At 70.6% G+C, this 26,828-nt stretch carries 14 protein-coding genes and 1 pseudogene; 7 read left to right on the plus strand and 8 right to left on the minus strand.

Translation table 11 applies throughout. The annotated features are described in order from the left end of the window. Positions 1-47 precede the first annotated feature (47 nt). On the minus strand, positions 48-1,436 hold the full coding sequence (locus tag ACYVLT_RS02460) for a glycosyl hydrolase (RefSeq protein WP_461118403.1): 1,389 nt from the start codon (positions 1,434-1,436) through the stop codon (positions 48-50). 546 nt (positions 1,437-1,982) lie between these two features. Here ACYVLT_RS02460 and ACYVLT_RS02465 point away from each other — a divergent pair. Together ACYVLT_RS02465 and ACYVLT_RS02470 are read left to right on the plus strand one after the other, a co-directional pair. Further along, positions 1,983-3,455 carry a cellulase family glycosylhydrolase gene (locus ACYVLT_RS02465; protein WP_461118404.1) on the plus strand — a complete coding sequence of 491 codons (1,473 nt, stop codon included), beginning with the start codon at positions 1,983-1,985 and terminating at the stop codon, positions 3,453-3,455. Between the two features lie 130 nt (positions 3,456-3,585). Then, the gene (locus ACYVLT_RS02470; RefSeq protein WP_461118405.1) at positions 3,586-7,347 is read left to right on the plus strand and encodes a glycoside hydrolase family 2 TIM barrel-domain containing protein; all 3,762 of its coding nucleotides are present in this window, start codon (positions 3,586-3,588) and stop codon (positions 7,345-7,347) included. A gap of 136 nt (positions 7,348-7,483) precedes the next feature. Here ACYVLT_RS02470 and ACYVLT_RS02475 read toward each other — a convergent pair whose 3' ends face one another. The 5 genes from ACYVLT_RS02475 to ACYVLT_RS02495 form a co-directional block, all read right to left on the minus strand. Continuing rightward, positions 7,484-8,866 carry a glycoside hydrolase family 43 protein gene (locus tag ACYVLT_RS02475; RefSeq protein WP_461118406.1) on the minus strand — a complete coding sequence of 461 codons (1,383 nt, stop codon included), beginning with the start codon at positions 8,864-8,866 and terminating at the stop codon, positions 7,484-7,486. 103 nt (positions 8,867-8,969) lie between these two features. After that, positions 8,970-11,300, minus strand: a complete 2,331-nt coding sequence (locus ACYVLT_RS02480; protein ID WP_461118407.1) for a beta-L-arabinofuranosidase domain-containing protein — start codon at positions 11,298-11,300, stop codon at positions 8,970-8,972. A 136-nt stretch (positions 11,301-11,436) separates the two neighbouring features. Further along, entirely contained in the window at positions 11,437-13,797 is a 2,361-nt protein-coding gene (locus tag ACYVLT_RS02485; protein ID WP_461118408.1) for a family 43 glycosylhydrolase, read from the minus strand. A 113-nt stretch (positions 13,798-13,910) separates the two neighbouring features. Beyond that, on the minus strand, positions 13,911-16,808 hold the full coding sequence (locus tag ACYVLT_RS02490; protein ID WP_461118409.1) for a beta-xylosidase family glycoside hydrolase: 2,898 nt from the start codon (positions 16,806-16,808) through the stop codon (positions 13,911-13,913). Between the two features lie 119 nt (positions 16,809-16,927). Continuing rightward, positions 16,928-17,977 carry a LacI family DNA-binding transcriptional regulator gene (locus ACYVLT_RS02495; RefSeq protein WP_461118410.1) on the minus strand — a complete coding sequence of 350 codons (1,050 nt, stop codon included), beginning with the start codon at positions 17,975-17,977 and terminating at the stop codon, positions 16,928-16,930. Positions 17,978-19,111: 1,134 nt separating this feature from the next. Between ACYVLT_RS02495 and ACYVLT_RS02500 the strand changes: the two genes are divergently transcribed. From ACYVLT_RS02500 to ACYVLT_RS02510, 3 genes are all read left to right on the plus strand, one after another. Beyond that, positions 19,112-20,467 carry an endo-1,4-beta-xylanase gene (locus tag ACYVLT_RS02500; RefSeq protein ID WP_461118411.1) on the plus strand — a complete coding sequence of 452 codons (1,356 nt, stop codon included), beginning with the start codon at positions 19,112-19,114 and terminating at the stop codon, positions 20,465-20,467. A gap of 95 nt (positions 20,468-20,562) precedes the next feature. Next, on the plus strand, positions 20,563-21,855 hold the full coding sequence (locus ACYVLT_RS02505) for a cellulose binding domain-containing protein (protein ID WP_461118412.1): 1,293 nt from the start codon (positions 20,563-20,565) through the stop codon (positions 21,853-21,855). 262 nt (positions 21,856-22,117) lie between these two features. Continuing rightward, a complete protein-coding gene (locus ACYVLT_RS02510; protein WP_461118413.1) occupies positions 22,118-22,510 on the plus strand; it encodes a hypothetical protein in 393 nt (130 codons plus the stop codon). Between the two features lie 32 nt (positions 22,511-22,542). On the opposite strand, the gene ACYVLT_RS02515 is transcribed toward ACYVLT_RS02510, so the two are convergent. Both ACYVLT_RS02515 and ACYVLT_RS02520 read right to left on the minus strand, forming a co-directional pair. Beyond that, a complete protein-coding gene (locus ACYVLT_RS02515; RefSeq protein ID WP_461118414.1) occupies positions 22,543-23,052 on the minus strand; it encodes a polyketide cyclase in 510 nt (169 codons plus the stop codon). Positions 23,053-23,087: 35 nt separating this feature from the next. Further along, the gene (locus ACYVLT_RS02520) at positions 23,088-24,209 is read right to left on the minus strand and encodes a glycoside hydrolase family 43 protein (protein WP_461118415.1); all 1,122 of its coding nucleotides are present in this window, start codon (positions 24,207-24,209) and stop codon (positions 23,088-23,090) included. A 93-nt stretch (positions 24,210-24,302) separates the two neighbouring features. Between ACYVLT_RS02520 and ACYVLT_RS02525 the strand changes: the two genes are divergently transcribed. Continuing rightward, positions 24,303-25,562 (plus strand): DUF1800 domain-containing protein, encoded by a 1,260-nt coding sequence (locus ACYVLT_RS02525; RefSeq protein ID WP_461118416.1) that lies wholly within the window; start codon positions 24,303-24,305, stop codon positions 25,560-25,562. Between the two features lie 4 nt (positions 25,563-25,566). Next, positions 25,567-26,795 (plus strand): annotated as a pseudogene (locus tag ACYVLT_RS02530) (DUF1501 domain-containing protein). The last annotated feature ends 33 nt before the right edge of the window (positions 26,796-26,828 follow it).

A 26,828-nucleotide genomic window follows, 5' to 3' on the forward strand; every position in this document is an offset into this window, starting at 1 on the left:
TGCTGTCGGGACGGGGTGACGACTGTGTTGGAGTGGTGGGTCGATTCCTACCGGAGGTTGGGCAGCTCGTCGCGGGTGACGACGTAGCTGTGGTTGTAGACCTTCTGGAGGTGGGCGATGGAGTTGCCCTGGGTCAGGTGGTTGCCGTGCCAGGTGCCGAACAACACCCAGCGCGTACCGGTGGAGATCAGCCGGTCCGGGTCGGGGATCGGGCCGTTCTCGTGCAGCGCGATCGGAATGGTCGAGCCGACGATGTTGCGCACCGAGTTGTACATCGCGTTGAGCGGGTCGTAGTTGCCGTTGCCCGCGTACGTGTCCGCGCCACCGATGTCCACCACCGACTTGCCCGGGTAGAACGACGCCTGCGGCTGACCGTTGTAACCGTGCAGCCACACCAGGTTGTCCAAACCCTTGGTACGGGTGAAGTAGTTGAACATGAAGTTCCACAGCCGGTTGTACTGGCCGCCACCCTCCTTGCTCCACCAGAACCACGTGCCACCGGCCTCGTGGAACGGACGCCAGATCACCGCCGCCCCGGCGTTCTCCAACTGCTGCAACATCGCCGCGGCCTGGTCAAGGCGGTTGATGAACGAGCTGTACTCCGCCGTACCCGGCGTCAGCACCGCGTTGATCGACACCTGCATCTGCGTGCCCTCGTAGGTGTCCGGCTTCGTCGGCGCACCCATGTGGTAACCGATCATCGGAATACCACCCGCGTTCCACCACGCGATCGCACGCGGAGCGAGATCCTTCGAGTCACCGAAGTCCAACGCCCGGATCGCCGGGTACTTGCCCGTGTTGTTCCGGATGTGGTTGATCTCGTAATCCGGACCACCGATCCAGGTCGACTCCTGCTGACCCGAGATGATGTGGTTGCCGTACTGCGACTGGACGTAGCACAACAACTTCCGCGCCTGCGTCGACGAATTCGGGTTCACCGGGTTGACGGCACACTGGGGCGTGCCACCTCCGGTGGTCGTCGTCGTGGTCGAGGTCGACGTGGAGGACGTGGTCGTGGGGACGACGTTGCCCGTGCACGTCGTACCGTTCAACGTGAACGTCGACGGCACGCCCACCGCGTCACCGGTCATCGTGCCGTTGAAACCGAACGACGCCGTGCCACCGGTCGGTATCGACCGGTTCCAGTCCACATTGGATGCGGTAACACTCGCCCCGGAGGCGCTGAACGTGGCGTTCCAGCCTTGGCTGAAGCGCTCCGAGCCGGGGAACGACCACCTCAACGCCCAGCCGTCGACGGGGTCGCCGACGTTGGTGATCGTGACGTTCCCGGTGAACCCGCCCTGCCACTTGTTCTGCACCACGTAGTCGACCTTGCAGCCGGGGGCCGCGGACGCCACCCCGGCGACCACCAAGCCGCCGGTCAGCGCGCCGATCGCCGCAGCGGCGGCGAACACCCGCACTCTCATCGAGGTCATGAGCACCATTGCTCCTTCGTCTACACCTCTGGGAGCGCTCCCAGAGAACGGCTCGCGGGATTGGACATCGGAAGATGGCGTCGTCAGGCTGGATCGGCCGCAGGTGCGGCCGCCGCAGGGGCAACGCACTCGGGGGTGCCGCCCCGGCCCTGCCCGACCAGGCGCGGACACCGCCCGCAGCGGGTGGCGCGACTCCGCGGGTGTTCCGCCCGGACAACCACCGGCACGCCTTGACCCCCAGGGGGCCGGTCCGAAACCCAGGATGGAGCCTGACGCTCCGCCGGGTCAAGAGTTGATTTCACGACGAGTCAAACACCGCGCCCTCCCGTGACTCGTCGGACCCCAAGGCCAGCCGGTCACGGGGTTACTTAAGCGGTACAGATGGCCGACACGACGGCCGAAAACCTCGGAAGCACCCCTTGACTTAAGCGGTTAATGGCCCCATCCTGCCGTCACCACCTGACTTTGTTTCATCGTGTCATTAACACCGACAACACCCGGGCCGAGCCCTGCCGGTCCGGTCTCCTCACACCCGAGGGAGCAGAAGTGGAACCAGCACGACCGGCCCTCACCGACGCGAGCCGGCGCCGCACGACCATCCGCACGTCCATCCGCCCGCTACTGGCGGCCCTCGTGGCCGTCCCGGTGCTCGTGGGCACCTTCCTGACCGTCATCAGCACGGCTTCGGCCGCCACCACCACGATCAAGGGCGTCGGCTCCGGCCGCTGCGTCGAGGTCCCGGGGTCCTCCCAGACCAACGGCACCCAGGTCGCCCTGCGCGACTGCACCGGCGGCGCGAACCAGACCTTCAACACCACCTCGTCCCGCCAGTTGCAGGTGTACGGCAGCAAGTGCCTCAACGCCGCCGGCAGCGGCACCACCGCGGGCACCGCGGTCACCATCTGGGACTGCAACGGCAGCGCCGGTCAGCAGTGGAACGTCAACACCGACGGCACGATCCGCGGTGTGCAGTCCGGGCTGTGCCTCGACGCCACCGGCGCCGGGACCGCCAACGGCACCCTCATCGTGCTCTGGACCTGCACCGGCGCGTCCAACCAGCGGTGGACCACCACCGGCGGGACGAACCCGACCACGACCACCACGACGCCGCCGGCGGGCACCACCCCCGTCGCCCGCCACGGGCAACTGCGCGTCTGCGGCACCACGATGTGCGACCGCAGCGGCGCGCGGGTCCAGCTGCGCGGCGTGAGCAGCTTCTGGCTGAACTGGGAGAACCCGGCCTACGCCGAGAACCTCTCGGCGCTGCGGTGGATGCGGGACAACTGGAACCTCCAGGTCATCCGCGCCGCGATGGGCGTGGAACCGTCCGGGGCCTACCTCAGCGACCCGAACAAGGCACGCGGCCAAGTCGAGACGATCATCAACAACGCCGTGACCGCCGGGGTGTACGTGATCGTGGACTACCACGCCCACGAGGCCCAGAACTCGCGGTCGCAGGCGGTCGCGTTCTTCAGCGACCTGGCCCGCCGCTACGGCCACCTGCCCAACGTCATCTGGGAACCCTGGAACGAGCCCCTCCAGGTCAGCTGGACCGGCGTCATCAAGCCCTACCACCAGGCCGTGGTCTCCGCCATCCGCGCCGCCGACCCCGACAACATCATCGTGCTCGGCACGCCCAGCTGGTCCCAGAACGTCGACCAGGCCGCCGCCAGCCCGGTGGCCGGCACCAACCTCATGTACACGCTGCACTTCTACTCCTGCTCGCACACCACCGGCCTGCGGGCGAAGGCGGACACCGCGATCCGCGCCGGCCTCGCGCTGTTCGTCACCGAGTGGGGTGCCAGCCACGCCGACGGCGGCACCGACGGCCGGACCTGCCTGCCCGAGGCACAGGCCTGGATCGACTGGATGCGCGCCAACGGTGTCTCCTGGACCGCCTGGAAGCTCCACACCGGCAGCGACTCCACCAACCTGCTCCGTGCGGGTGCACCCGTCACCGGTGGCTGGAGCAGCTACCTGCACGGCCACGCCCCCTTCGTGGTGGCCAACATGAGGTAGCGCAACTCCGTCAGAACACCGGTGTCCGGTCCTGCCCCCGCAGGGCGGGACCGGACACCGCGGCCGCTCGGAGCACCCCGGTGCGAGTGGAGGTGCCACTCGGCTCCGGGAGGAGAGATGGAGGTTCGGCATGTCGCGCTCGCGCGTTCTCGCAGTGGTGTTGTCGGTCCTGGGTGGTGCCGTCGTCGGCGTCAGCCCCGGCTCCGCCTCCGCCGCTCCCCCTGGCGACCTGTACGCGACCTACCTGGAGAACCCCGCCATGGTCGCCGAGCACCAGGAACCGGCCCACGTCTTCCTGCCCCCGCACGCCGACGTGGCCTCGGCTGTCCGGGGTGACGAGAGCACGCCGTACACGCGGTCGCTGGACGGCGAGTGGCGGATCGCGATGGCCAAGCGGCCGGAGGAGGTGCCGGCCGGCTTCCACGCCGACGGCTTCGACACGTCCGGTTGGCGACGGGTCTCGGTGCCGCACACGTGGCAGACCGACGGGTTGGACCACCCGATCTTCCGCAACATCGCGACCGAGATCCAGCCGGACGACCCGCCGCGCGTGCCGCGTGACGTCAACCCGACCGGCGCGTACGCGAAGGACTTCGACCTGCCCGCCGACTGGACCGGGCGCAGCACGTTCCTGCGCTTCGAGGGCGTGACCTCGGGCTACTTCGTGTGGGTCAACGGCAGGTACGTGGGCTACGACCAGGGTGGTTACACCCCGGCGGAGTTCGACGTCTCGGCGGCCCTGAGGCCTGGCCGCAACCGGGTGGCCGTGCAGGTGCACCGGTGGAGCGCGGGCGCGTACCTGGAGGACGTCGACCAGTGGCGGTACTCGGGCATCTTCCGCTCGGTCCGCCTGCACTCCACGCCTGCCACGCACGTCCGCGACGTCACCCTGCGCACCGACCTGGACGCCGCCTACACCGACGCCGTGCTGTCGACCGAGGTCGAAGTGGCGCGCAAGCCCGGTGGCACGACCGGCGCGCACCGCCTGGCGCTGAGCCTGCGCGACGGCCGCGGCAAGGAGATCGCGTCCGCCGCCCGGGACGTGGAGATCACCGACGCCGGCGGCACCGCCCGGTTCGAGCTGCCCGTGCGCGACCCGGCCAAGTGGACCGACGAGACCCCGAACCTGCACACCGTCGTGTTCACCCTGACCGCGCCCGGCGGCACGACGCACATCACCAGCGAGACCACCGGTTTCCGCGAGATCGAGATCCGCGACAGGCAGCTGCTGGTCAACGGCAAGCGGGTGCTGTTCAAGGGCGTGAACCGGGCGGAGACCGACCCCGACCACGGCCGGCACGTGCCGAGGGCGGCGCAGGAGCGCGACGTGGCGTTGATGGAGCAGCTCAACGTCAACGCGGTGCGCACCTCGCACTACCCGTCCGATCCGTACTTCTACGAGCTGGCCGACCGGCACGGGCTGTGGATCGCCGACGAGGTCGACATCGAGACCCACAACCACGAGGACTGCTCACGCTGGTGCCAGGCCGACCAGCCGGAGTGGCGGGCCGCGTTCCTGGACCGCTTCACCGCCATGGTCGAGCGGGACAAGAACCACCCGAGCGTGTTCCTGTGGGACACCGGCAACGAGGCAGGCCTTGGCGCGCACCACTACGCCATGGCGGAGTGGTTGGACGCCAACGAGCCGACCCGCCCCAAGTACCACCAGTCCAACAACCCCGACGGCGATGCGCCGTTCGCCGACGTGTGGGGCCCGCGCTACCCCTCCCCCGAGCGGTTCGAGGAACAGGCGAGGAGCACCACCAAACCGGTCGTCCTCGGCGAGTACGCGCACGCGATGGGCAACAGCCTGGGCAACTTCCGCGAGTTCTGGGACACCGTCCGGGCCAACCCCGCCACCCAGGGCGGCTTCATCTGGGACTGGGCCGAGGGCAGCATCCGGCAGCAGGTCCGGATCCTGCCCGACTCCTCGGGCAACGACATCTCCGCCCACGTGACCGGCGCGCCGGAACTGGTCGACGGACACCGCGGCAAGGCGCTGCACCTGTCCGGCCTGGACGACTTCGTGGAGGTCTACCGCGACCGCAGGCTGGACATCACCGGCACGGCGCTGACGCTGGACGCGTGGGTCAAGCCCGCCGCGTGGAGCGGCGACTTCCGCATCGTCGGCAAGGGCGACCACCAGTACGCGCTGAAGATGAAGGACGAGCACACGCTGGAGTTCTTCATCCACAGCGGCACCTGGCAGGCCGTGCGGGCCACCGTGCCGGACGACTTCTACGGCAACTGGCACCGGGTCGGCGGCACCTACGACGGCACCGCGCTGCGCCTCTACATCGACGGCCGCGAGGTCGCCACCACGCCGTTCAGCGGCCCGATCGACCCGTCGTCGGCCGAGGTCAACGTCGGCCGCGACTTCGAGACGTCGTGGAACGACCCCAGCAACGTCGGGCGGATGGCCCACGGGACCGTGGACGACGTCCGCATCTACGACCGCCCCCTCACCCCCGCCGAGCTGAACGCGCCCGAACCCGTGGGCGGCGCGGTGCTGGCGCTGGACTTCGACCGCGTCGAGGAACGCGGCACCCACCTGTCCTACGGCTCCAGCATCTCCGGCCTCGACGGCCTGGTCGGCCCGGACCGCACGGCTCAGCCGGAGACGACCCAGATGGCGTGGGCGCAGCAGCCGCTGCGGTTCGGCTACACCGACGGCGTGCTGTCGGTGCGCAACGAGAAGCAGTTCACCGGCACCGACGGGCTGAGGCTGCGGTGGCGCGTCACCGAGGGCTCGCGCGTCGTGACGCGCGGGGAGCAGCCGTTGCGCGTGGCGGCGAACTCGACGGGCACGATCCGGATCCCCGCACCGCCGAACCCGGCCGATCGGGAACGGTTCCTCACCGTGGAGGCCGTCACCGCGGCGGCCCAGCCGATGGTGCCCGCCGGGCACGTGCTCGCGCACGACCAGTTCTCCCTCGGCGGCAGCCGAATCCCGGGTCTCGACCAGGACCGGGGCACTCACGGTGGCAACGCCGCGATCACGACCGACGACGCGGCGGCGGTCACGGCGTCCGCGGCGGGCGTCAGCTACTCGGTCGACAAGAAGACCGGCACGCTGTCGTCGATCAAGGTACGCGACCGCGAACTGCTGCGCAGCGGGCCGAAGCTCGACGCGTGGCGTGCTCCGATCAGCAACGAGACCTTCAAATGGGGCCGCGCGGAGGGCGAGGACTGGCGCCAGGTCGGCCTCGACCGGCTCGCCACCACCGTCACCGACATCCGCGTCGAACCGGCGCCGTCCGGTGTCCGGGTCGTGGTCGACAGCCGGGTGGCCGCACCGGACGTCACCGGGGCCTGGTTCGACCAGACGATGACCTACACCGTCGAACGCGGCGGCGTGCTGCGGCTCGGGCACCAGGTCACCCCGCAAGGCGCGATGCGCACGTTGCCCTACCTGCCCAGGATCGGCGTGTCGCTGGCGGTGCCCGACGGCTACGACCGGTTCGCCTGGTACGGGCGCAAGGCGGAGAGCTACGTCGACCGCAAGGACGGCACCCCGATCGGCGTGCACTCGTCCACGGTCGACGAGCAGTACGTCGACTACCACCGCCCCCAGGACCACGGCAACCACACGGACAGCCGGTGGGCGCTGCTGGCCGACGGCCGCACCGGCGGTCTGCTCGTGGCGGGTGCGAAGGACGTCAGCGTGACGCCCTACGACGACCTCGACCGGGCCGCGTACCCGTTCCAACTCCAGCGCAACAAGGGCTGGGTCACCCTGCACGCGAGCCACGCCGTCACGGGCGTCGGCGACACCCCGAACCCCGTGCGGGCACGCAGTCAGGTCCGGCCCGACACCACCTACGAGTACACGCTCACCCTGCGCCCGTTGACCGTCCAAGAAGCCCGATCGGGAACACCCGTGGGTGGATGACCACGACAAGTGGGCAGAGAGAGCCGGACGTGGGTCGCGGGGTGGCAGCGGCTCTGCACCGGTCGCCGCGAGCGGCGATGGCCTGGACGATGGCGGCGTCGTCCAGGGCATCGCCGTCGCGGCGGGCCGCTTCCGGTCAGGCGGCGAACTGCCACCAGTTCACGTTGAACAGGTAGCCGCTACCGCCGGTGAACCGGAGGTAGAGGTCCCGCGTGCCCGTCGCGCCGGTGATCGGGCAGGAGACGGTGGCCCAGTTCTGCCATCCGCCGGTGCCGGTGACGGCGCAGCGCCCCACCACCGTGCCGGTCGGGCCGTCCAGCCGGGCCTCGATCGTGCCACCGGAGGTGCCGGAGGCGACCCGCGCGGTCAACGACCGCGCGCCCGTGCCGAACGCCGCGCCCTTGACCTTGATGTAGTCGCCGTTCTCGATCCAGCCGACGTTCATCCCGCCCTCGGAGGCGCGTTCGGTCTCGATGCCCGAACCCCAGGCGATGGTCTCGGCCTCCTGGCGGACGTACGGGTTGAGCGTGCCCGCCTGCGGTGCGCCGGACGTGGTCATGTTGATCGTCGGGATCGTGCCGTCGGCGTTGTAGCTGAACTTCTCCACCGCCACCGAGCGGGTGTAACCGCCGCCGCCGGGCAGGGCGCCGTTGTGGTAGAAGAAGTACGAGCTGCCCTTGAAGTCGATGATCCCGGCGTGGTTGGTGAAGCTGGAACCCTGCGTGGGCATGACGGTGCCGCGGAAGGTCCACGGTCCCGTGGGGCCGGGTGCGGTGGAGTAGGCGATGTACTCCGAGCAGCACTTGGCCGCGAACACGTTGTAGTACAGGCCGTTGCGCTTGTAGACCCAGGGCCCTTCCTCGTAGAGGGTGGTGCGGGTGGCGTGGCCGGTGCGGGTGCCGAACCCGGCGGTGGTGAGCGGGATCTGGGTGGCGCCACCGGAGAACGAGATCATGTCGGCGTTGAGCCGCACGTACCACAGGTTCGGGTTGCCCCAGTACAGGTAGGCCTGGCCGTTGTCGTCGAGGAAGGCGTGCGGGTCGATCTCGCCGTTCTCGACCAGCGGGCGACCGATCGCGTCGCGGAACGGTCCGGTGGGGCTGTCGGCCACCGCCACGCCGATGGCCATGCGACCGGTGGCCCGGTTCTTGACCGGCACGTACCAGTAGAACTTGCCGTTGCGGGCGATGGTGTGCCCGGCCCACGCGTCGGCGCTGGCCCAGCTGAACGTGGCCAGGTTCATCGGGGAGCCGTGGTCGGTCCAGTTCACCATGTCGTCGGAGGACCAGACCCGCCACTCCTTCATCGTGAAGTAGGTCGAGCCGTCCTCGTCGTGCCCGGTGTAGAGGTACACCCGCCCGTCGTGCACGAGCGGCGCCGGGTCGGCGGTGTAGATGTGTTGCACGATCGGGTTGTCCGCCCGCGCGACCGCGGGCAGGAGCGCCAGGGCGCACAGGATGCCCACCAGCACGGCGCCCGCACGGCGCGGTGCGCTTCGGGACGATGACGTCGATTTCATCAGGGGTTACCTCCGGGAGGAGCGCTGGTCACGGACGACGGGTCGGCGGTCCAGCCGTTGCGGGCCGCCGACCCGTGGGTCGATGAACGTGCCGTGGACGGTCCTACGCACCGGTGGCGCCGTTGGGCACCAGGCGCCAGCGGTTGTCCGCCGAACCGTTGTCGGAGTCCTGCACCACTTGCGCACCCGCGGCCGTGGAGCCGTTGAGGATGCCGAGCAATTTGCCGCTGTTGACGTTGCGGATCTTGTGCGTGCCGTCCCCGTTGGCGACGAGCGTCCACTTGTGGTCCGCGGTCCCGGTGTCGGACCACTGCAGGACGCGGGCGTTGTCGGCGGTGGACATGTTCTCCACGCCGAGGACCTTGCCGCTGTGGACGTTGCGCAGCCGCACGTTGGCGCCGTCGGCGATCATCTGCCAGTTGTGGTCGGCGGTGCCGTTGTCGTGCCACTGCACGGCCAGGCCACCGTCCGAGGTGGACATGTCCCGGATGCCGAGGACCATGCCGGTGCCGACGTTGACCAACCGGTGGCTGCCCGAACCACCGCCGCCGGTGTTCCAGTACACCGTGTAGTTGAAGCCGTGGGCGTCGTGGAACGGGCCGAGGTTGACCGTCGCGCCGTTGGCGGTAGCGGTGAACGCCAACGCCGAGGTGCTCGTGCGGGTGACCGAGTTGACGTTGAGCGACGGGAGCGCGGACAACGTCGTGTTGCCGTAGTTGCCCGCCAGGACGACCGGGCCGTAGGTGATGGCGGCGACGTTCGGGTTGTCGTTGGCGGGCCGCGTGACCAGCCGCATGGGCAGGCGCAGCGTCACCACGTCGCCGGAGGTCCAGGACCGCGTGATGCTCGCGTAGCTGCCGGGTGTCGTGGTGATGTTCTGGGCGGCGCCGTTGACGCTGATCGTCGCGCCGCTCGTCCAGGCGGGGATGCGCACCCGCATGGTCCACGAGCCGCTGACGGTGCCGGTCACGGTCAACGTGGTGGTGTCCGACGCCGGGTAGGTCGTGGCCTGGGTGACGGTGATGCCGCGTTCCGACCAGTTCAGCGTCGACGGCGTGTAGAGGTTCACCGTGAGCGTGGTGCCGTTGTGGAAGTAGATGGAGTCGGCGAGCTTGGTGTTGGTCTCCAGGCCCGTGCCCTGGCAGCACCAGAACGTGGTGTAGTCGGTGCTCCAGTTGCCGCCGCCCCACGCCGGTCCGGTGTTGCCGCGGCGGTGACCGGGGTTCAGGCCGGTGAAGTAGCAGATGTGACCGTGCTGGTCGGCGGTGTTCTGCTGGCCGATGAGGTGGTTGAGCAGGGCGTTCTCGTAGTAGTCGAAGTACGCCGCGTTGTTCGGGTCGAGCAACCACAGCTCGCGGGTCAGCTTGAGCATGTTGAAGGTGTTGCACGCCTCGGCCGTGTCGGTGTTGAGGTAGCCGGCGATGGCGTTGGGCGCGCGGAAGTGCTCGGCCTGGCTGTTGCCGCCGATGACGTACGTGTGCGCCCCCACGGTGATGCTCCACGCGTTGCGGGCGATGTCCCGGTAGCGGGTGGTGCCGGTGGCCTTGTACTCGCGGGCCGCGCCGATCCACTTCGGCACCTGGGTGTTGGCGTGCAACCCGTTGAGCCGGTCCTGGTTGGCGGCCAGGGGGTCGAAGACGGCGGCGTGGTCGAACCGCTGGGCGGTGGCGAGCCACTTCGCGTCACCGGTCTGCTGGTACAGGTCGGCGAGCACGGCGTTCATGCCGCCGAACTCCGTGCCCAGCACCCGCTGCATCTGGCTGTAGGACAACCGCGCCGTCCGCCAGTCCACCCAGCCCGCGAACCGCAGGAGCACGTCCCGCGCCTGGGTGCTGCCCATGTACCGCCACACGTCCAGCAGGCCGGCCAGCGTCTTGTGCAGCGAGTAGTACGACACCGACTTGGGCGAACCCGCCTCCATCGCGTCGAAGTCGGATTCCGGGAACCCCGACAGGTAACCGGTGTTGAACCCCGCCGCCGCGTTGTTCGCCTGGCACTTGGCCAACTCCGCGACCATGTAGTTCGCCCGGTCACGGGACGTGGTGTCGCCCAGCATGGCCCACGCCTGCGCCCACGCGGTCAGGAAGTGCCCCTGGCTGTGGGTGCGGAACGGGAAGTTCGGCGCCTCCCAGCCACCGAGCGCGGCCGCACCGCCCGTGGACAGGCGGTGGTTCGCGCGGAAGTTGTAGAGCAGCCGGTTGACGTCGACGAACCGCAGGTAGTTCAGCGTGCGGTTCTGGTTGTCCAGCCAACGGCCCGGCGTGAGGCGCACCTGGCTCAGGTCGAACGGGTGGGCCGACACGCCGATGTCGCCGCGGACCGGCGGCACGGCCGCGGCCGAGGCGGTTCCGGTCAACAGCGACGGTGCGCCGGTCGCGACGGCGGCGACGCCGGCGGCCTGGAACAGTCTGCGCCGACTCAGTGGAGAGGACATGAGGTGCTCCCGTGCGTTGTAGGAGTCATTCTCGGTACGAACCCGGCGGCGGACGGGTGGCTTCAGGCACGGCACGGCGGCCGATGTGGCGGTGGTCGGGGCGGCCCGGAGGTCCCGGGCCGCCCCGACCCTGAGGTCAGCGGCAGGTGCGCGCCTCGTGCGGAACGGGGATCCGGGTCGACACCTCGTGCCCGTCGACCGTGGCCGTGGCGGTGACCGTCACCGTGCCGGCGGGGACGCTCGACTGCCGCGTCGTGAACGGGTGGAAGCGGGTCTTGCCCGCCTTGACGTCGTCGAACGACTTCGTGCCGTACGGCGTCTCGACCACGAAGTCGACCGGCACGGACTCGTTGTTGGTCACGTGCACGGTGAGCTTGACGTTCGGCCCGGCGCACCGCGTGTCGGCGGAGCCCGCGACCTTCAGCGACGGCTTGGTGAACCGCCAGCTGTCGACCTCCAGGAGGTCACGGCCGTCGGGTCCGACGAACGTGAGGTACACGTCGTGCACGCCGGAGACGCCGTCGAGCTCCGCGCCGACCTCGGTCCACTCCCCCGCGGGCCCCGCCACGGGGATGGTCGCGACGACCGGTCCGGTGCGGTCGTCCAGGCGCACCTGGACGCTCGTGCCCGCGGTGAGCGGCTTCACCCGCGCCGACACACCGGTGGCGCCGGTGCCGAAGTCGACCGACGACAGCGACGTCCAGTCGCCGTCGTCGACGTCGTGCAGCGCCAGGTTCGGCACGTCGTCGGGTGCGGTGAGCCGCTTGGTGGCCAGCCCCTGCTGCCAGGCGATGGTCTCCGCCTCGATCACCCGGTAGGGGTCGAGGTGGCGGATCTGCTCGACGCCGTCGAAGGTGCCGAGGACCTCCTTGATGGTGCCGTCGGGGTTGAACTCCAGCTTCGCGATGTGCGGGCTGCGGAACCCCTGCGTCGCGCCGCCGGTGATGCGGCGGTTCAGCGTCTGCGCGTGGTAGGTGAAGTAGTGCTCGCCGTTCAGCTCGAACACCGACTGGTGGTTGTTGCCACCGGCGCCGAAGTAGACGCCCGGGTTCTTGAAGATGACCCCCGCGTACTTGTCGGGCGTCCACGGACCCATCGGGTTGTCGGCCACGAGGTAGGCGATGGCGCCGGTCGGCGGGCCGTTCGGGTCGATCGGGCCGCCGAAGCCGAAGTTGGACGAGTAGGAGTAGTAGTACTTGTCCCCGCGCTTGAAGACGTGGCCCGCCTCGAACATCAGCGGGGCGTCGATGGTCTCGGCCGCTCCCTCGGTGCTGATCATGTCGTCGCCGAGCTTGATGACGCGGGTCGACTTCGGGTGGTTGGTGTTCTCGTAGGAGTTGGAGCCGTCGTTGCCGCCACCGCCGAAGTAGAGGTAGCCCTGGCCGTCGTCGTCGATGAACACGCCCGGGTCGAACAGCCAGTTGCGGCCGTCGGACGCGCCGGGGGTCTGGGCGGTGATGAGCAGGCTGCCCCGCTCGTCGCGCCAGGGGCCCAGCGGCGAGTCGCCCACCACGACGCCGGTGGCCGCGCCGTTGTTGGCGAAGTAGAGGAAGAACTGCTCCTTGCCGTCGACGACCCGGCTCTCGACCGCGGGCGCCCAGGACTGCGTGGCGTACTTGGCCAGGCCGTTCGGTCCGGCCACCGGGATCTCGCCGTGGTCGGTCCAGTTGACCAGGTCGTCCGACGAGATCACGGTGATCGTGTTGATCCCGCCGTAGGTGTTGGTCGGCGAGGTCCCGTCGGGGCCCGGGTTGTACACCTGGGTGTCGTTGGTCAGGTAGACGTAGACCCGGCCGTCGTGCACGAAGGCGTTGCCGTCGGCGCCGAACTTGTGCGAGATCAGGGGGTTGCCCTCGCCGGGGTTCTTGCCGAGGACCTCGATGGTGGTCGAGGGGGTGAACTCGGTCAGCACGACGTCGTCGACCTTGAAGTCCATCAGGTGGATCGCCGGTGCGGCTGCCGGGTCGGCCGTCCACGGGGTCTCGACGAAGACCCGGGGCGTGGTGACGGCCTGCCCGGCCGGGATGGTGAACGTGCCCTGGAGCAGTCCCCACTGGCCGCGCGGCACCGTCCCGGTGCCCAGGTTGGTGTAGGTCGAGCCGCCGTAGTGCATGGTCACGAAGAACTGCTTGGTGGCCGGGCTCTCCGGGTTCTCGTACTTCACCCGGGCGGTGACGGTGTAGGTCTTGCCGGCCTGGACCTTGCCGGCGAGGTCCTGCGCCGGTCCCGAACCGGTGGTCTTGCGGTTGGTCACCTGCACCGCGCCGGCACCCGCGTAGGCGTCCGCGGTGGGCGACAGGGTGGCGCCGTCGGTGGGGTTCCCGCTGTTGACCGCCCAGCCGGTCAGGCCGTCCTCGAAGCCGGGGTTGGTGATGAGGTTCGGGCCGGCGGCCATCGCCGTCGGGGTGGCCGCGAGGCCGGCGGCGACCAGGGCGCCGACCGCGACGAGCACGGCCGTTCTCCGCCGCCTCGACCGCTGCGGACGTTGTCGATCCACGGGTTTCTCCTTGTGCTTGGTACGTGATCTCACTCGCCCGCCGCGATACGGGCGGCGAGGTACTGGGTCGGCGGGTCGGCCGCACGCCGGGCAGCGCGCGGCCGACCCGGTGATCAGCGGCAGGTCCGGGCTTCGTACGGTGCTTCGAGCACGGCGGAGCGGGGATGGCCGTCGATCGTCGCCGACGCGGTGACCGTTGCCGAGTCCGCGGGCACGGCGCGTTCACGGGTCGTGAACGGGTGCGAGCGGGTCTTGCCCGGTTCGACGTCGTGGAACGACTTCGTCCCGTACGGCGTCTCGATCGAGACGTCCACCGGGACCGCTTCGTGGTTGGTGAACTCGACGGTCAGCTTCACCTTGTGGCCCGTGCACCTGGTGTGCGCGGACACCCGCACCGCCACCGGGAACCTCGCCACACCGAGCCGGGCCAGCGCCAGGCTCAACGTCCGCTCCGGCGCGTCGACCTGGTTCTGCGTACCGGGCGCCGACGCCCGTGCGGCCTCGGCCTTGCGCAGCGCGTCCCGCATCGCCGCCCACGCCTCGGCCGGGTAGTGGTGTTCGTCGAGGGTGGCCGCGTGGGCGATCGCGGCGTCCAGGTCGCCGGTGTCGAGCGGCTTGCCCTCCGCCGTCAGGGTGTCGCTGAGCAGGAAGTGGTCGAAGTCGACGGTCCCGCCGGCCTGTTCGGTGGCGTAGTTGAACAACCCCCACCGGTGGCCCATGAAGTGGGCCAGGCTGCCGTCGAGGGTCTGCGGGCCGACGCGGTCGCCGAGCCGGTGCCAGGTGCGCCCGTCCGGGCTGTGGTGGAACGTGGTCCAGCCCTGGCCGGTCGGGGCGTCGAACTCCACGTCGCCCTTGAGGTGGACCTCGGTGGCGTCGCCGAGCGGTACCTCGGTGCCGGGCACGAAGCTCTCCGCCGTCGCCTGGTCGAAGGTGACCGGGAAGGGCTGCACGCGGTTGACCACCCCGAGGGTGTTCCGGCCGTTCACCCGCTTCACCGCCACGTAGGAGAAGCCGCGGTTGTACATCGCGAGGCCCGCGACGTCCCCGTCCTTCATCCCGGAGATGTCGAGCTTGGTCTCCGCGGAGCCCTTCGGGCCGAACGTCCGCTGCGACAGCGTGTTGCGGGCCTCCTCGAACCACGTCAGCTCGGCCCGGTTCGACAGCTTGGTGTAGACGTAGTCGCCGGTGACGACCTTGCCGGTGGTGAGCCGCAGCCAGCCGTCCCGGTCGGTCAGGGACCAGTGGCGGTTGTCCGGGGCGTGGTTCCACTGCCAGACCAGGCCCAGGCGCGAACCGTTGGGCTTGACCTCCTCCTCCGTCGGGTGCTCGGTGGTCACCGGCTGTCCGACGATCGAGACGTCGTCGATCAGGTACTCGACGCTCGACGACGGTGGCTGCGGGTTGGCCCACGGTGTCTCGACCGCGAACTTCACCCTGCCGGTCTCGGCCGCGGCCGGGACGGTGTACCGACCGGAGACCGTCGTCCACCGGCCGACCGGGACGTCCCCGGAGGCCATGACCTGGACGCCCGCGCCCCAGTCCGCGGCGAGGTTGAACCGCACGGTGGCCGGACCGGCGGTGTACTTGACCTTCGCCGACACCGCGTACGTGACACCGCGCTGCAACACCCCGTCCAGGGACTGGTTCGGGCCCGAGCCGTTGACCGTCCGGTCACCCACCCTCAGGGCGGTGGAGCCGGCGGCCGGATCGGTCGCGTCGAGGGTGAGCCGCGCGCCGAACTGACCCGCCCACGGCTGCACCGACCCGGACTCGAAGCCGGCGTTGCGCAGCAGCTCCACGCCGAGCAGCGACTCGTCGACGTCGGGCGGGACCGGGATCGTCCACTGCTCGTCCATGTACGCCTTGTGCGGCGCGTCGTTGGCGAAGTCGTCGGAGGCGACGACGCTCTTCTGGCGCTCCAGTGCTTCCTGCTCCGGGCTCAGCCGGATCGGCTTGGCGAACACCCCGTTCACCGGCACCGCGCCGTTGTCGCCGAACGTGGGCCAGCCGTCCTGCCAGGTGGCCGGGATGAGCGCCGGGATGCGGCCGACCGGGAACGAGTCGCGGAAGAACATGCCGTACCACGCCGTCCCGCCGGCACGGGAGATCGGCACGAGGCTGCCCTGGGCGAAGCCGTTGGAGTTCAACGCACCGCGGGCCTGGTAGGGGTTGGCGCCGTCGACCGTCGCGTAACGCCCGAGCAGCTGGGGCGAGCGGAACAACACCACCTGACGTCCCTGGCCCGGCGGCCAGGTGATGATCACGATGTAGTAGTACCCGTCGATGTGCTGCACCTGGGCGCCCTCGAACAGCCCGCCGAGGAACGGGGACCCCGGGTAGTCGGCTGGCCGCAGGATGTTCGGGTACTCCGCCACCACCCGGGTCAGGCCGGCGTCCAGCTTGACCGCGCTGGTCGAGCCGGACCCGTAGAAGATGTAGGGCGTGCCGCCGTCCTGCTCGTCGAAGTACAGCGAGGGGTCGTGGAACGCCCGCCCCAGCGGCAGCCGCGTCCACGCGCCGTTCTCGATGTCGTCGGTCTGGTAGAGGTAGGAGCCGCCGAGGTTGTTCGTGTTGAAGGCGACGTAGAACTTCCCGCCGTGGTAGCGCAGCGACGACGCCCACTGGCCCTGGCCGTAGGAGTTCTGGCCGTTGCGCAGCGAGAACGCGTCCCCGATGCCCAGGCGGTCGAAGACGTAGTTCACGATCTCCCAGTTGACCAGGTCGTACGACTTCATGATCGGCGCACCCGGGCTCAGGTGCATCGTCGTGCTGATCATGTAGTAGACGTCGCGGCCCTCGTCGTTCTCCGCCGCCGGCACGCGCTCCACGCTCACGTCCGGCACGTCGGAGTTGAGCAGGGGAACGGAGTAGGTGCCGTCGCCCTTGTCCGTCGACGTGGGGGACGACCGCGGCGCCCACTCGTCGGCCGCGTGGGCCGTGGCGCCGGTGGCACCGAGACCGGTGCCGGTGGCCAGCACGACCGTCACGGTGGCGGCCGTCAGTGTGCGCATCGGCCGCCGGGGACGACGGCGGAAGTGGGCGTTCGGGGGCATCGCGGCTCCAGGAGCGGTTGTACGGGATCGCGGTCTTTTGTCGACGCTGGTGGCGGTGATCGGCGGGGTCCCGCCGATCACCTGCCGGCCGCTCGGGGCGGCGCGATGGAGGAGCGGTCGCGTCGGGGCATCGGGACGCGGTGCACCGCGGGAGTCCGTAATCGGTGCTCGGAGAGCAGGACTTCGACGGCTTTCGCGCCGAGGTCGTGGTGCGGGAGGGCGATGGTGGTCAGTTCGGGGCGCATCCAGCCGGCCAGGGGGTGGTCGCCGAACGACACGACCGAGACGTCGGCCGGCACGCTGAGGCCGGCGTCGGCCAGGGCGTGGTAGGCGCCGAACGCGAGCCGGTCGTCGAAGCAGATCAGGGCGCGGGGGCGGTCGGCTCCCAGCAGGTCCCTGGTGGCGGCGAAGCCGTGCTCCGGCGACCACCGCCCGCACGCGCGGCCGCCGGCGACCTCCACGCCGGCCGCGTCGAGGACCTCGTGGATGCCGATGAGGCGCTCGGCGGTGGCGACGGAGCCGGGTGGCGCGGGGTGCGGGCCGACGTCCGCGCCGATGAGGTGGATGCCGTCGCGGTGACCGGCCTCCAGCAGCGCGCGTGCCGCGGTCCGGCCCGCCTCGACCTCGTCGGGCACGACGACGGGCAGCCGGGACGGTCCGTCGGGCAGGACGTTGAGCAGCACGGCGTGACCGGCGTCGATGCGGTCGGGTACGGAGACCCGCCTGGTGCACGTCGCGGCGTAGACGATCCCGTCGACCTGGCGGTCGAGCATGGCGTCGATCAGGTCCTGCTCCGAGGCCGGGTCGCCGTCCGCCTCGGCGACGAGCAGCAGGGCGCCGCGCGCACGGGCCGCGTCCACGGCACCCCGGATCATGTCCCCGGCCATCACGGACGTCGCCACCGTGTCGGCGATGAACCCGATCGTGTGGGTGCGGCCGGTGCGGGACCCGAAGGGCACCACCTTGCGGCGGTAGCCCACGGTCTGCACGGCCTGCCGCACGCGTTGTTCGGCGTCCGCGGAGATCCGCAGGTCCCGACCCCGCCCGGACAGGACGACCGAGACGGTCGTGATCGAGACACCGGCCGCCTTGGCCACGTCGGCCATCGTGACCCGTCGTCGGTTCACCCCGGCCTCCCGCGCACCGGACTCGGCACGGCCCGTGCCGGCACCGCCCCGCCGGCTCGTCGAGGCAGCGGCCGGTGCCGGCGTCTCAGGCAGCGGGCCGTTCACGGCGCGGCGACGTCACGGCAGCACCGGGCGACTTGGCGTGCGGTCGACGCACCGACAAGCGCTCTCGACGACGAGAACATGGGGCTACCTCCTGGACTGCGTTGTCCCGGCGTGGTGCTCGGTGTTCGTCAACGTCCAGCCAGGACGAACCGTGCGACCGGCCATCCGGAGCCGAGCCCCGGCGGTCCTCGCAGCGGAGTCCCCATCGTCGACGGCGGGGTGGTCTGCGGCGGCAGACGACTCGACCCGTTCCCGGGTCGAATGTTTTGGTCGTGGAGCCTGAACTTTCGGGCCAATGTAGCCCCGCGTTCGTCAGCCCGTCAACGCATCCCGGATCGACTTTTGTGAACGCTCACTCAGCTTGGACAGGAGGCTGCGCATGATTGCGCCGCGCGCTCTAGAGTGCTGAGCTGCTCTTTTATTGCCTATGTAGGCCATTTGGCTCAACGTTGTGTGCGCGCCGACCACTGTGGTTGTGAACGTAAACATCCGAGCCCTGCAGAGTCCGCTCGCGGCAGGCTTCGCCGACTACCCGGCGCCACCGCCGACCTCGCCACCGAGGCGACCCCGCCTACGGACAACACCGTCGAAAGGAGCAAGGCGCATACCGCTGAACAGATCGGAGCCCACGCGCTGGAACCGGATCACGGCACCGAAATTTGCGAATACAACTTCGAATAGTTGCGAAACAATGCCCTGGCACACCCCTGCTCGTCGGTCCGCGATCGCGCCGGACCCCGCCCGCGTGAACAGGTCGCTCACCTGCGGTTTCGGCGGGACCGCAAGATCACACTTAACCGGTTCGTCGCAGTTCATGCATGTAAACCTCGGCGCGGGAGCGGTCGCGGCGGGCAGAGATGAGCCTTGATTGGCCTAACTGTTTCGGTTAATACTGCTTAACGTTTCGAACCGAACAGCGTGTGGCTACGGAGGTCTCCCGGCCACCCGCGCCGAGCGGACCGTCGACCGGTCCGACGCCCACCCGTCCCCCACCCGCACTCCCGCGGGTGCAACCAGAAAGCGCCGAACATGACGCTGACAGCGAAGTCAGTTGCACGAGTCGCGCTCGTGTCGACGTTGGTCGCCGCCGCCGCGGGTGCCGCGGTGCTCGTGGCGTCACCCGCCAGTGGCGCCGCCTCCACGCTCGCCGCCGCGGCACAGCAGAGCGGGCGGTACTTCGGCACCGCGGTCGCCGCGAGCAAACTGGGTGATTCCACCTACGTCGGGATTCTCAACCGTGAGTTCGACATGGTCACGGCCGAGAACGAGATGAAGATGGACGCCACCGAACCCAACCAGGGCCAATTCAGCTACGGCAACGCCGACCGCATCGTCAACCAGGCCCGCAACCAGGGCAAACGCGTCCGCGGCCACGCCCTGGCCTGGCACTCCCAGCAACCCGGCTGGATGCAGAACATGTCCGGCACCGCCCTGCGCAACGCGATGTTGAACCACGTCACCCAGGTCGCCACCTACTACCGCGGCAAGATCTACGCCTGGGACGTCGTCAACGAGGCCTACGCCGACGGCAGCGGCGGCGGACGCCGCGACTCCAACCTCCAACGCACCGGCAACGACTGGATCGAAGCCGCCTTCCGCGCCGCCCGCACCGCCGACCCGAACGCCAAGCTCTGCTACAACGACTACAACACCGACAACTGGTCGCACGCCAAGACCCAAGGCGTCTACCGCATGGTCCAGGACTTCAAGTCCCGCGGCGTCCCCATCGACTGCGTCGGCTTCCAGGCCCACTTCAACAGCGGCAACCCGGTCCCGTCGAACTACCACACCACCCTGCAGAACTTCGCCAACCTCGGCGTCGACGTCCAGATCACCGAACTGGACATCGAAGGCTCGGGCAACACCCAGGCCCAGCAGTACCAGGGCGTCGTCCAAGCCTGCCTGGCGGTCACCCGCTGCACCGGCATCACGGTGTGGGGCATCCGCGACAGCGACTCCTGGCGCGCCTCCGGCACCCCGCTGCTCTTCGACGGCTCCGGCAACAAGAAAGCCGCCTACACCTCCACCCTGAACGCCCTCAACGCCGCACCCACGACGGGCCCGACCACGTCGACCACCACCAACACGACCGACCCGACCACCACCACGCCGAACCCCGGCGGCTGCACCGCGACCTACTCCGAGGGCCAGAAGTGGAGTGACCGCTTCAACGGCCAGGTCACCGTGTCGGGCACGAACAACTGGATCGTCACGGTCACCGTCAGCTCGCCCCAGAGGATCATCGCCACCTGGAACACCAGTGCGACGTGGGAGAGCGCCAACGTGATGACCGCGCGCCCCAACGGCAACGGCAACACGTTCGGCTTCACCATCCAGCACGGCGGCAACTGGAGCTGGCCCAGCGTCTCCTGCCGGGTCGGCTGATCCGCCGCGCGGGAGGGCCCGGCCGCCGCCGGGTCCTCCCGCGCCCGATCGCGCGACGCCAATCCGCCGCCACTCGCAGTGGAAGGAGCAATCCCATGCGCAGGCACGATTCCCGCGCGACGCGGTCGGCCGCGTTGGTGGCCGCCGTGGCACTCGTGGCGACGACCGGCGCCCTGATCGGGTCGCAGTCCGCGTCGGCCGCCGCCGGGTGCCGGGTCGACTACTCGATCGGCTCGCAGTGGCCGGGCGGCTTCACCGCCAACGCGGTCGTGACGAACCTCGGCGACCCGGTGAACGGGTGGCGGCTGTCGTGGACGTTCCCCGGTGACGAGCGGATCACGCAGTCGTGGAACGGGACGCACACCCAGTCGGGCGCACAGGTCACCGCTGCCAACGCGGCGTGGAACGGCACCATCGCCACCGGTGCGACGGTGTCGTTCGGCTTCAACGCCACGTCCGGTGCCCGCACGACGCCCCCGTCGGTGTTCACCCTCAACGGCACCGCGTGCACCGGTTCGACGGTCACGACCACGACCACGACCACGACCACCACCAGCACCAGCACGACGACAACGAGCACGACGACCACCACGACGACCCCCCAGCCGAGCCGTCCCATGATCGAGAACAACTTCTCCGTCACCAGGGAAGGCGCCTACGGTGACAACCGCTTCACCGTGTTCCGCCCGTCGAACCCGCAGGCGGTCGACCGGGCGCTGCCCGTGCTGGCGTTCGGGAACGGCGCGTGCGCGCACACGAACAACAGCGAGGTCACGCGGATCCTGACGTTCGTCGCGTCGAAGGGCTTCGTCGTGGTGGACACCGGTTCGGTCGACGGCTCGCCCAACGGCGTGCCGAGCGGGTCGCCCATCCCCTCCCTGCTGACCGACGCGATCACCTGGGCCGAGCGGGAGCAGAACCGCTCCGGGGCGCCGCTTCGCCAGCGCCTCGACCTGACCAAGGTGGCGACCGCCGGCCACTCCTGCGGTGGCCTGGAGGCCATGGTCGCCGCCCAGGACCGCCGCGTGTCCGCGGTCGTCTCGCTGAACAGCGGGTTCTTCGCCGACGGCTCCTTCGGCTACCCGCGCTCCGAGGTCGGCAAGCTGCACACGCCCGCCATGTTCATGGACGGTGGCTCCTCCGACGTCGCCTACGCCAACAACCAGGCCACCTACGACCTGGCCGCGGTCCCGGCCGTGCTGGCCCGCCACCCGCAGGCCGGCCACGGTGGCTTCATCACCGGCAGCCAGCTGACCGACGGCATGACGACGGTGGTGCAGTTCTTCGACATGGTGCTCAACGGCAACCAGACGGCACGCGCCTACATCCTCAGCCCGTCCGGGTTGGCCGCCAAGGTGCCCTGGGTGGTGTCGACGAAGAACTTCTGACCGCCGCACGAGGGGCAACGGCCGTCACCGGCACGCGCGCGGACCAGCGCGTGTGCCGGTGACGGCCGTTCGGCGTCCGGTGCCCGGCGGCGCGGTCCCGGTCGTCGTCGGCCCGACACGCCCCCGGCGACGGCGTCCCCTCGGACGGGCGCACCGTGGCCCGGACGGGACCCTGCGGACACCGGATCGCTCGATCGTGTCACGAACGGTAAGGAGATGATGGCTGCCGCGACGACCCCACCTCCCGGAAGATGGCCCTCTCATGCCGCCGATCACACGCATCGTCAACACCGCTCTGACCGCGGTGCTGAACCAGTACGGCACCGACGCCTCACCGGCGCTGGGCGACCGGGGACTGCTCTGGGAGATCGACTTACACGGCGTGCTGCGCGGCGTGGTGCCCGAGTCCTGCCCGGCCGCGGAGGTGCTGGAACGCCTGGTCAACTGGGCCGCGGTGCTCGACCTCGCCCTCGTCCGGCCCGATCGGGGCCTGCGCGGTGTCTTCACCTACCGCGGCGTGGTGGACGACCGCGCGGTCGAAGTCCGGGGCACCGTCAAGCCCCAGTCCGTCCCGTCGGTCGCGGGCTCGGCGGCGGACGACCGGCTGTCGACCACCCGGCACCGGCACGGCGGAGGACCTGATCACTCGCGGTGACCGGACTCGCCGACGGCACGGCGGTGCCGTCCTCAAGCCGCCCGGTGCTGGTGCCGCTCGGCCAGCAGCTTCAGGTTGAGCAGCTGCCGTCGGGCCATGACCAGGTCGCCGACCGACACGGCGAGGGCCACCCAGCGGTTGGTCCGCATGACGACCTTGAGCAGCAGGCGCGTCGTGTCCGGACCTTGGGGCACGAGGACGTAGGACATGAAGGCGCCCATGATGGCGCCCGTCAGCTGCCTGCCCGGTTCGACCGAGACGATCCGGCCGAGCCGGCGCCCACCGGCGGTGGTGAACCGCTCGCCGAGTCGGGGCTCGGGCAGGCCCGCGAGCTCGCGCGGCGAGCGGCGGCCGAGGTTGTCGATCCAGTCGTACGCGTACGGCGCGAGCCTCACCTGGGCGACCCACGACCACACCGCTTCGGCGGGCGCCTGGACGTCCACGCCCCGCCACGCCCGCAACGCGGGTGAGGTGACGAAGTCGTCGCACGGGTAGGGGCGCGAGGTCTCGCCGTCGCTGACACCCCACCGATCGCCGATCACCCGTCCATCATCCACCACCGGGGAGGTCCGGACCGCTACTCGAAGAACTTGAGGCTCCAGCCGGTGTCCGCGGTGGCGCCCGGGACGTTGGCGCGGCGGTAGGTCGTGTCGCCCCACCACGCGAACGTGCCGGTGTACCAGTAGCGGTTGTCCCAGTGGTAGGGCGTGCCCTTGGGCACCGCGTGGTACATCAGCGGGAACCTCGGGCCGGCGGGCGGGCTGGTGGCGATGTCGCCGTCGAGCAGGACGAACGTGTGGTGACCGGGCCCGTCGACGTGCAGGGTCGGGTCCCACCCGGCCATCATGGTGGCCCGGTTGGAGCCGAACAGGCAGCCGTTGGACTTGTACCAGTCCCACACCCGGGTGGGGTCGCCGCCGGCGCGCAACCGCAGGTCGGCCAGGCAGTACTGCTCGCTCCAGCTGCCGTTGGCCGAGTACACGACGTGCAACCGGCCGTCGGGGTCCTTGATCACCTCGGGCGCCTCGTTGACGTACGGGTTGCCGACCACCCGTTCCCACGGCTCGCGGGGCTGCGAGATGACGTGGCGGTCGCCGACCGCCGTGAGCGGGTCGGACATGCGGGCGATGTAGAGGTTCTGCTCGACGTCGGTGGTGCAGTCCCAGCCCGACCAGATGAAGTAGCGCTGACCGTTGAACGTCACCGGGACACCGTCGATGGCCCACCGGTCATCCGGGAGGGTGAGCGCGACCTCGCTGGTGTAGCCGGTGTCCGGTGCGGTCGAGCTGATCGCGAACATGCGGTGCGCCGCCTCGTTGCCCGCGGTGAAGTAGATGTAGTACCGGCCGCCGTCGCGCACGATCTCGGGCGCCCACACCGAGCCGCGGTTGCCCGCGTCCCGCCACACCAGGCGCGCGGGCGCGGCGGCCAGACCGTCCGGGGACGACGCCTGGCGGACCTGGATGCCGCCACCGCCGACCTGCGCCGCGACGTAGGTGCCGCCGACGCGGATCACGCTCGGGTCGGCGGCGCGCAGCCCGGTCCCCGCCCGCGTCGACACCTCGCAGTCGTCCCGCACGGCTGGTTCGGCGCCGGAGGCGGGCGGCCAGACGAGGGCGAGCGCGGCGACGACCGCTGCCGCGGTGAGCCGCCCGACCCTGGCCGGGATCGTTCGTTCGGAGCCGGAGGAGGAGCGCATGGGTACTTCTTAGTGGCCGGCGGCGCTGAGCACCCGCTGAAGATCCCGCCCCGCGCACGCCGCGGCCGGTGCGGAGATCACATACTCGTCGGCATGGCGCAACTGGACGAGCACGCCGCCGTGCGCAGGTTGTACGACCGGCTCGGCTTCGGCCCGCGTGAAGGCGACCTCGACCGCGGCTTCGACGCCGTCCTCGACGCCCTGCCCGTCCCGACCGCCGAGGACGCCCCTCCCCCGTCGGTGGGCGCACCGCGCCCGACCGGCGACAAGCGGGAGGCCAACCGGCAGCGGGCCGCGGCCGAACGAGCCCTGGTGGTGTGGTGGCTGGACCGGATGGTCACCGCGGACGCCGCCGCGACCGAGCGGATCACCTGGTTCTGGCACGGGCACTTCGCCACCAGCGAGCAGAAGGTGCGCTCGCCCGCGTTGATGCTGGCGCAGAACCAGCTGTTCCGACGCCTGGGCCTCGGCCCGTTCGGCCCGCTCGCGCGGGCGGTGGTGGTCGACCCGGCGATGCTGCTGTGGCTCGACGGTGACGACAACCGCGCCGGCTCACCCAACGAGAACCTGGCCCGCGAGTTCCTGGAGCTGTTCGCGCTCGGCATCGGCCACTACGACGAGCACGACGTGCGGGAGGCGGCTCGTGCGCTGACCGGGTGGAAGGTCGACCGGGCCGCCGGTCGCGCCGAGCCGGTCGCCAAGCGCCACGACGGCGGCGCCAAGACCATCCTGGGCGACACCGCGCCGCACACCGCCGCGTCGCTGGTGGACCTGGTGCTGTCCAGGCCGGAGTCGGCGGCTTTCGTGGTCGGGCGGCTGTGGTTCCGGCTGGTGTCCGCCGCACCGCCCGCGCCCGACGCGGTGGAGCGGGTCGTGGCGGCCTTCCGCGTCGACACGCGGTCCGCGCTGCGGGCGATCGCGACGGAGCCCGCGTTCCTCGACCCGGCCAACGCGCTGGTCAAACAACCCGTGGAGTGGCTGGTGGGGTTGCTGCGGGCGTTGGGCGTGCGGCCGGCGGAACTCGACGACCAGGCCGCCGGCAGGCTCGGCCGGGGGTTGCGCGCGCTGGGGCAGGTGCCGTTCCGACCGCCGAGCGTCGGCGGCTGGCCCGCGGGCGGCGCCTGGTTGACCACTGCGGCGTGGCCGGCCAGGCTCGACCTGGCCCGCCTGGTCGCCGACCGCGCCGACCTGTCCGGCTTGGGCAGGGCCGATCCGGTCGAGGGCGTGCGGCGGCGGTTGGGTGTGGACGCCTGGTCCGAGCGGACCCGGTCCGCGCTGGCACGGGTCGCCGACGACCCGGCGGAGCTGACGACCGCGGCGGCGTGCGCCCCCGAGTACGTGGTGAGCGGGTGATGACGTGGACCGGGTGACGCGACGACGTTTCCTCACCCTCTCCGGGGTGACCGCCGCGGGCGCGCTCGCGGTCGGTGCGACCAGGTGAGCTGGCCGGACCTGATGGGTGCGGCGGCCGAACGCCCGCCGGCCCCGGATCGCGGCGTGCTCGTGGTCGTGACCCTCTACGGCGGCAACGACGGCTTGAACACGGTCGTCCCGGCGGCCGACCGCGCCTACCAGGACGCCCGGCCCGACCTGGCGTACCGGCCCGAGGACGTGCTCGACCTCGGTGAGGGCCTGGGGCTGAACCCCGGTATGGCGGGCCTGAAGTCGCTGTGGGACGAGGGCGGCCTGGCCGTCGTGCGCGGCGTCGGCTACCCGCGCCCGGACCGCAGCCACTTCAGGTCGATGGCGATCTGGCAGACCGCCTCGCCGCGCACCTCCGTGCCGTCCGGGTGGCTGGGCCGCTGGCTCGACGTGACCGCCGACGGCGACCCGCTGCGGGCGCTGTCGGTGGAACCCCTGCTCCCGCCGATGCTCGCGGGTGAGAGCACGGCGGCGGCCTCGCTGCCGTTGAGCGGTCTGCGCCTGCCGTCGGGGCGGTTGCGTGAGGCGTTCGCGGGGCTCGGCGGCGAGGCCGACGGCGAGGGGACGTGGCAGGCGCGGGCCGCCCGTTCCATCACCGACCTGTACCGCGCCTCCGCCGACCTGCGCGACGCGGCGCGGGAGTCGGGCGAGGACGATCCGGACGCCCGCCGTGACAAGGGTTCCTCGGCGGGCGGGAACACCGATCTGGCCACCCAGTTGGACGTCGTGGCGCGGCTCATCGAGGCGGGCGCGCCGCCGCGGGTCTACTCGGTGTCGTTGGGCGGGTTCGACACCCACGCCGACGAACGCGCCACCCAGCAACGGCTGCTCACCGAGCTGGACGGCGCCCTCACCCCGTTCACGCGTCGGGTCGGGCAGCGCGCGGTGGTGCTGGTGTACTCCGAGTTCGGCCGACGCGTGCGCGCCAACTCCGGTGACGGCACCGACCACGGCACGGCGGGACCGGTGTTCCTGCTGGGCCGCGGCGTCAACGGCGGCTTCCACGGCGCACAGCCGAGCCTGACCGACCTCGACGACGGCGACCTCAAGGCCACCACCGACTTCCGGGACGTCTACGCCACCCTGCTCGACCGCGTGCTCGGCACCGATCCCGGTCGGGTGCTCCCCGACCACGCAGGCCGGCTCGACTCGTTGTGGAGGTGACCCGTCACCCGCACCGCACGCGGCACCGACCGC

This window comes from Saccharothrix stipae (genome assembly GCF_054781895.1).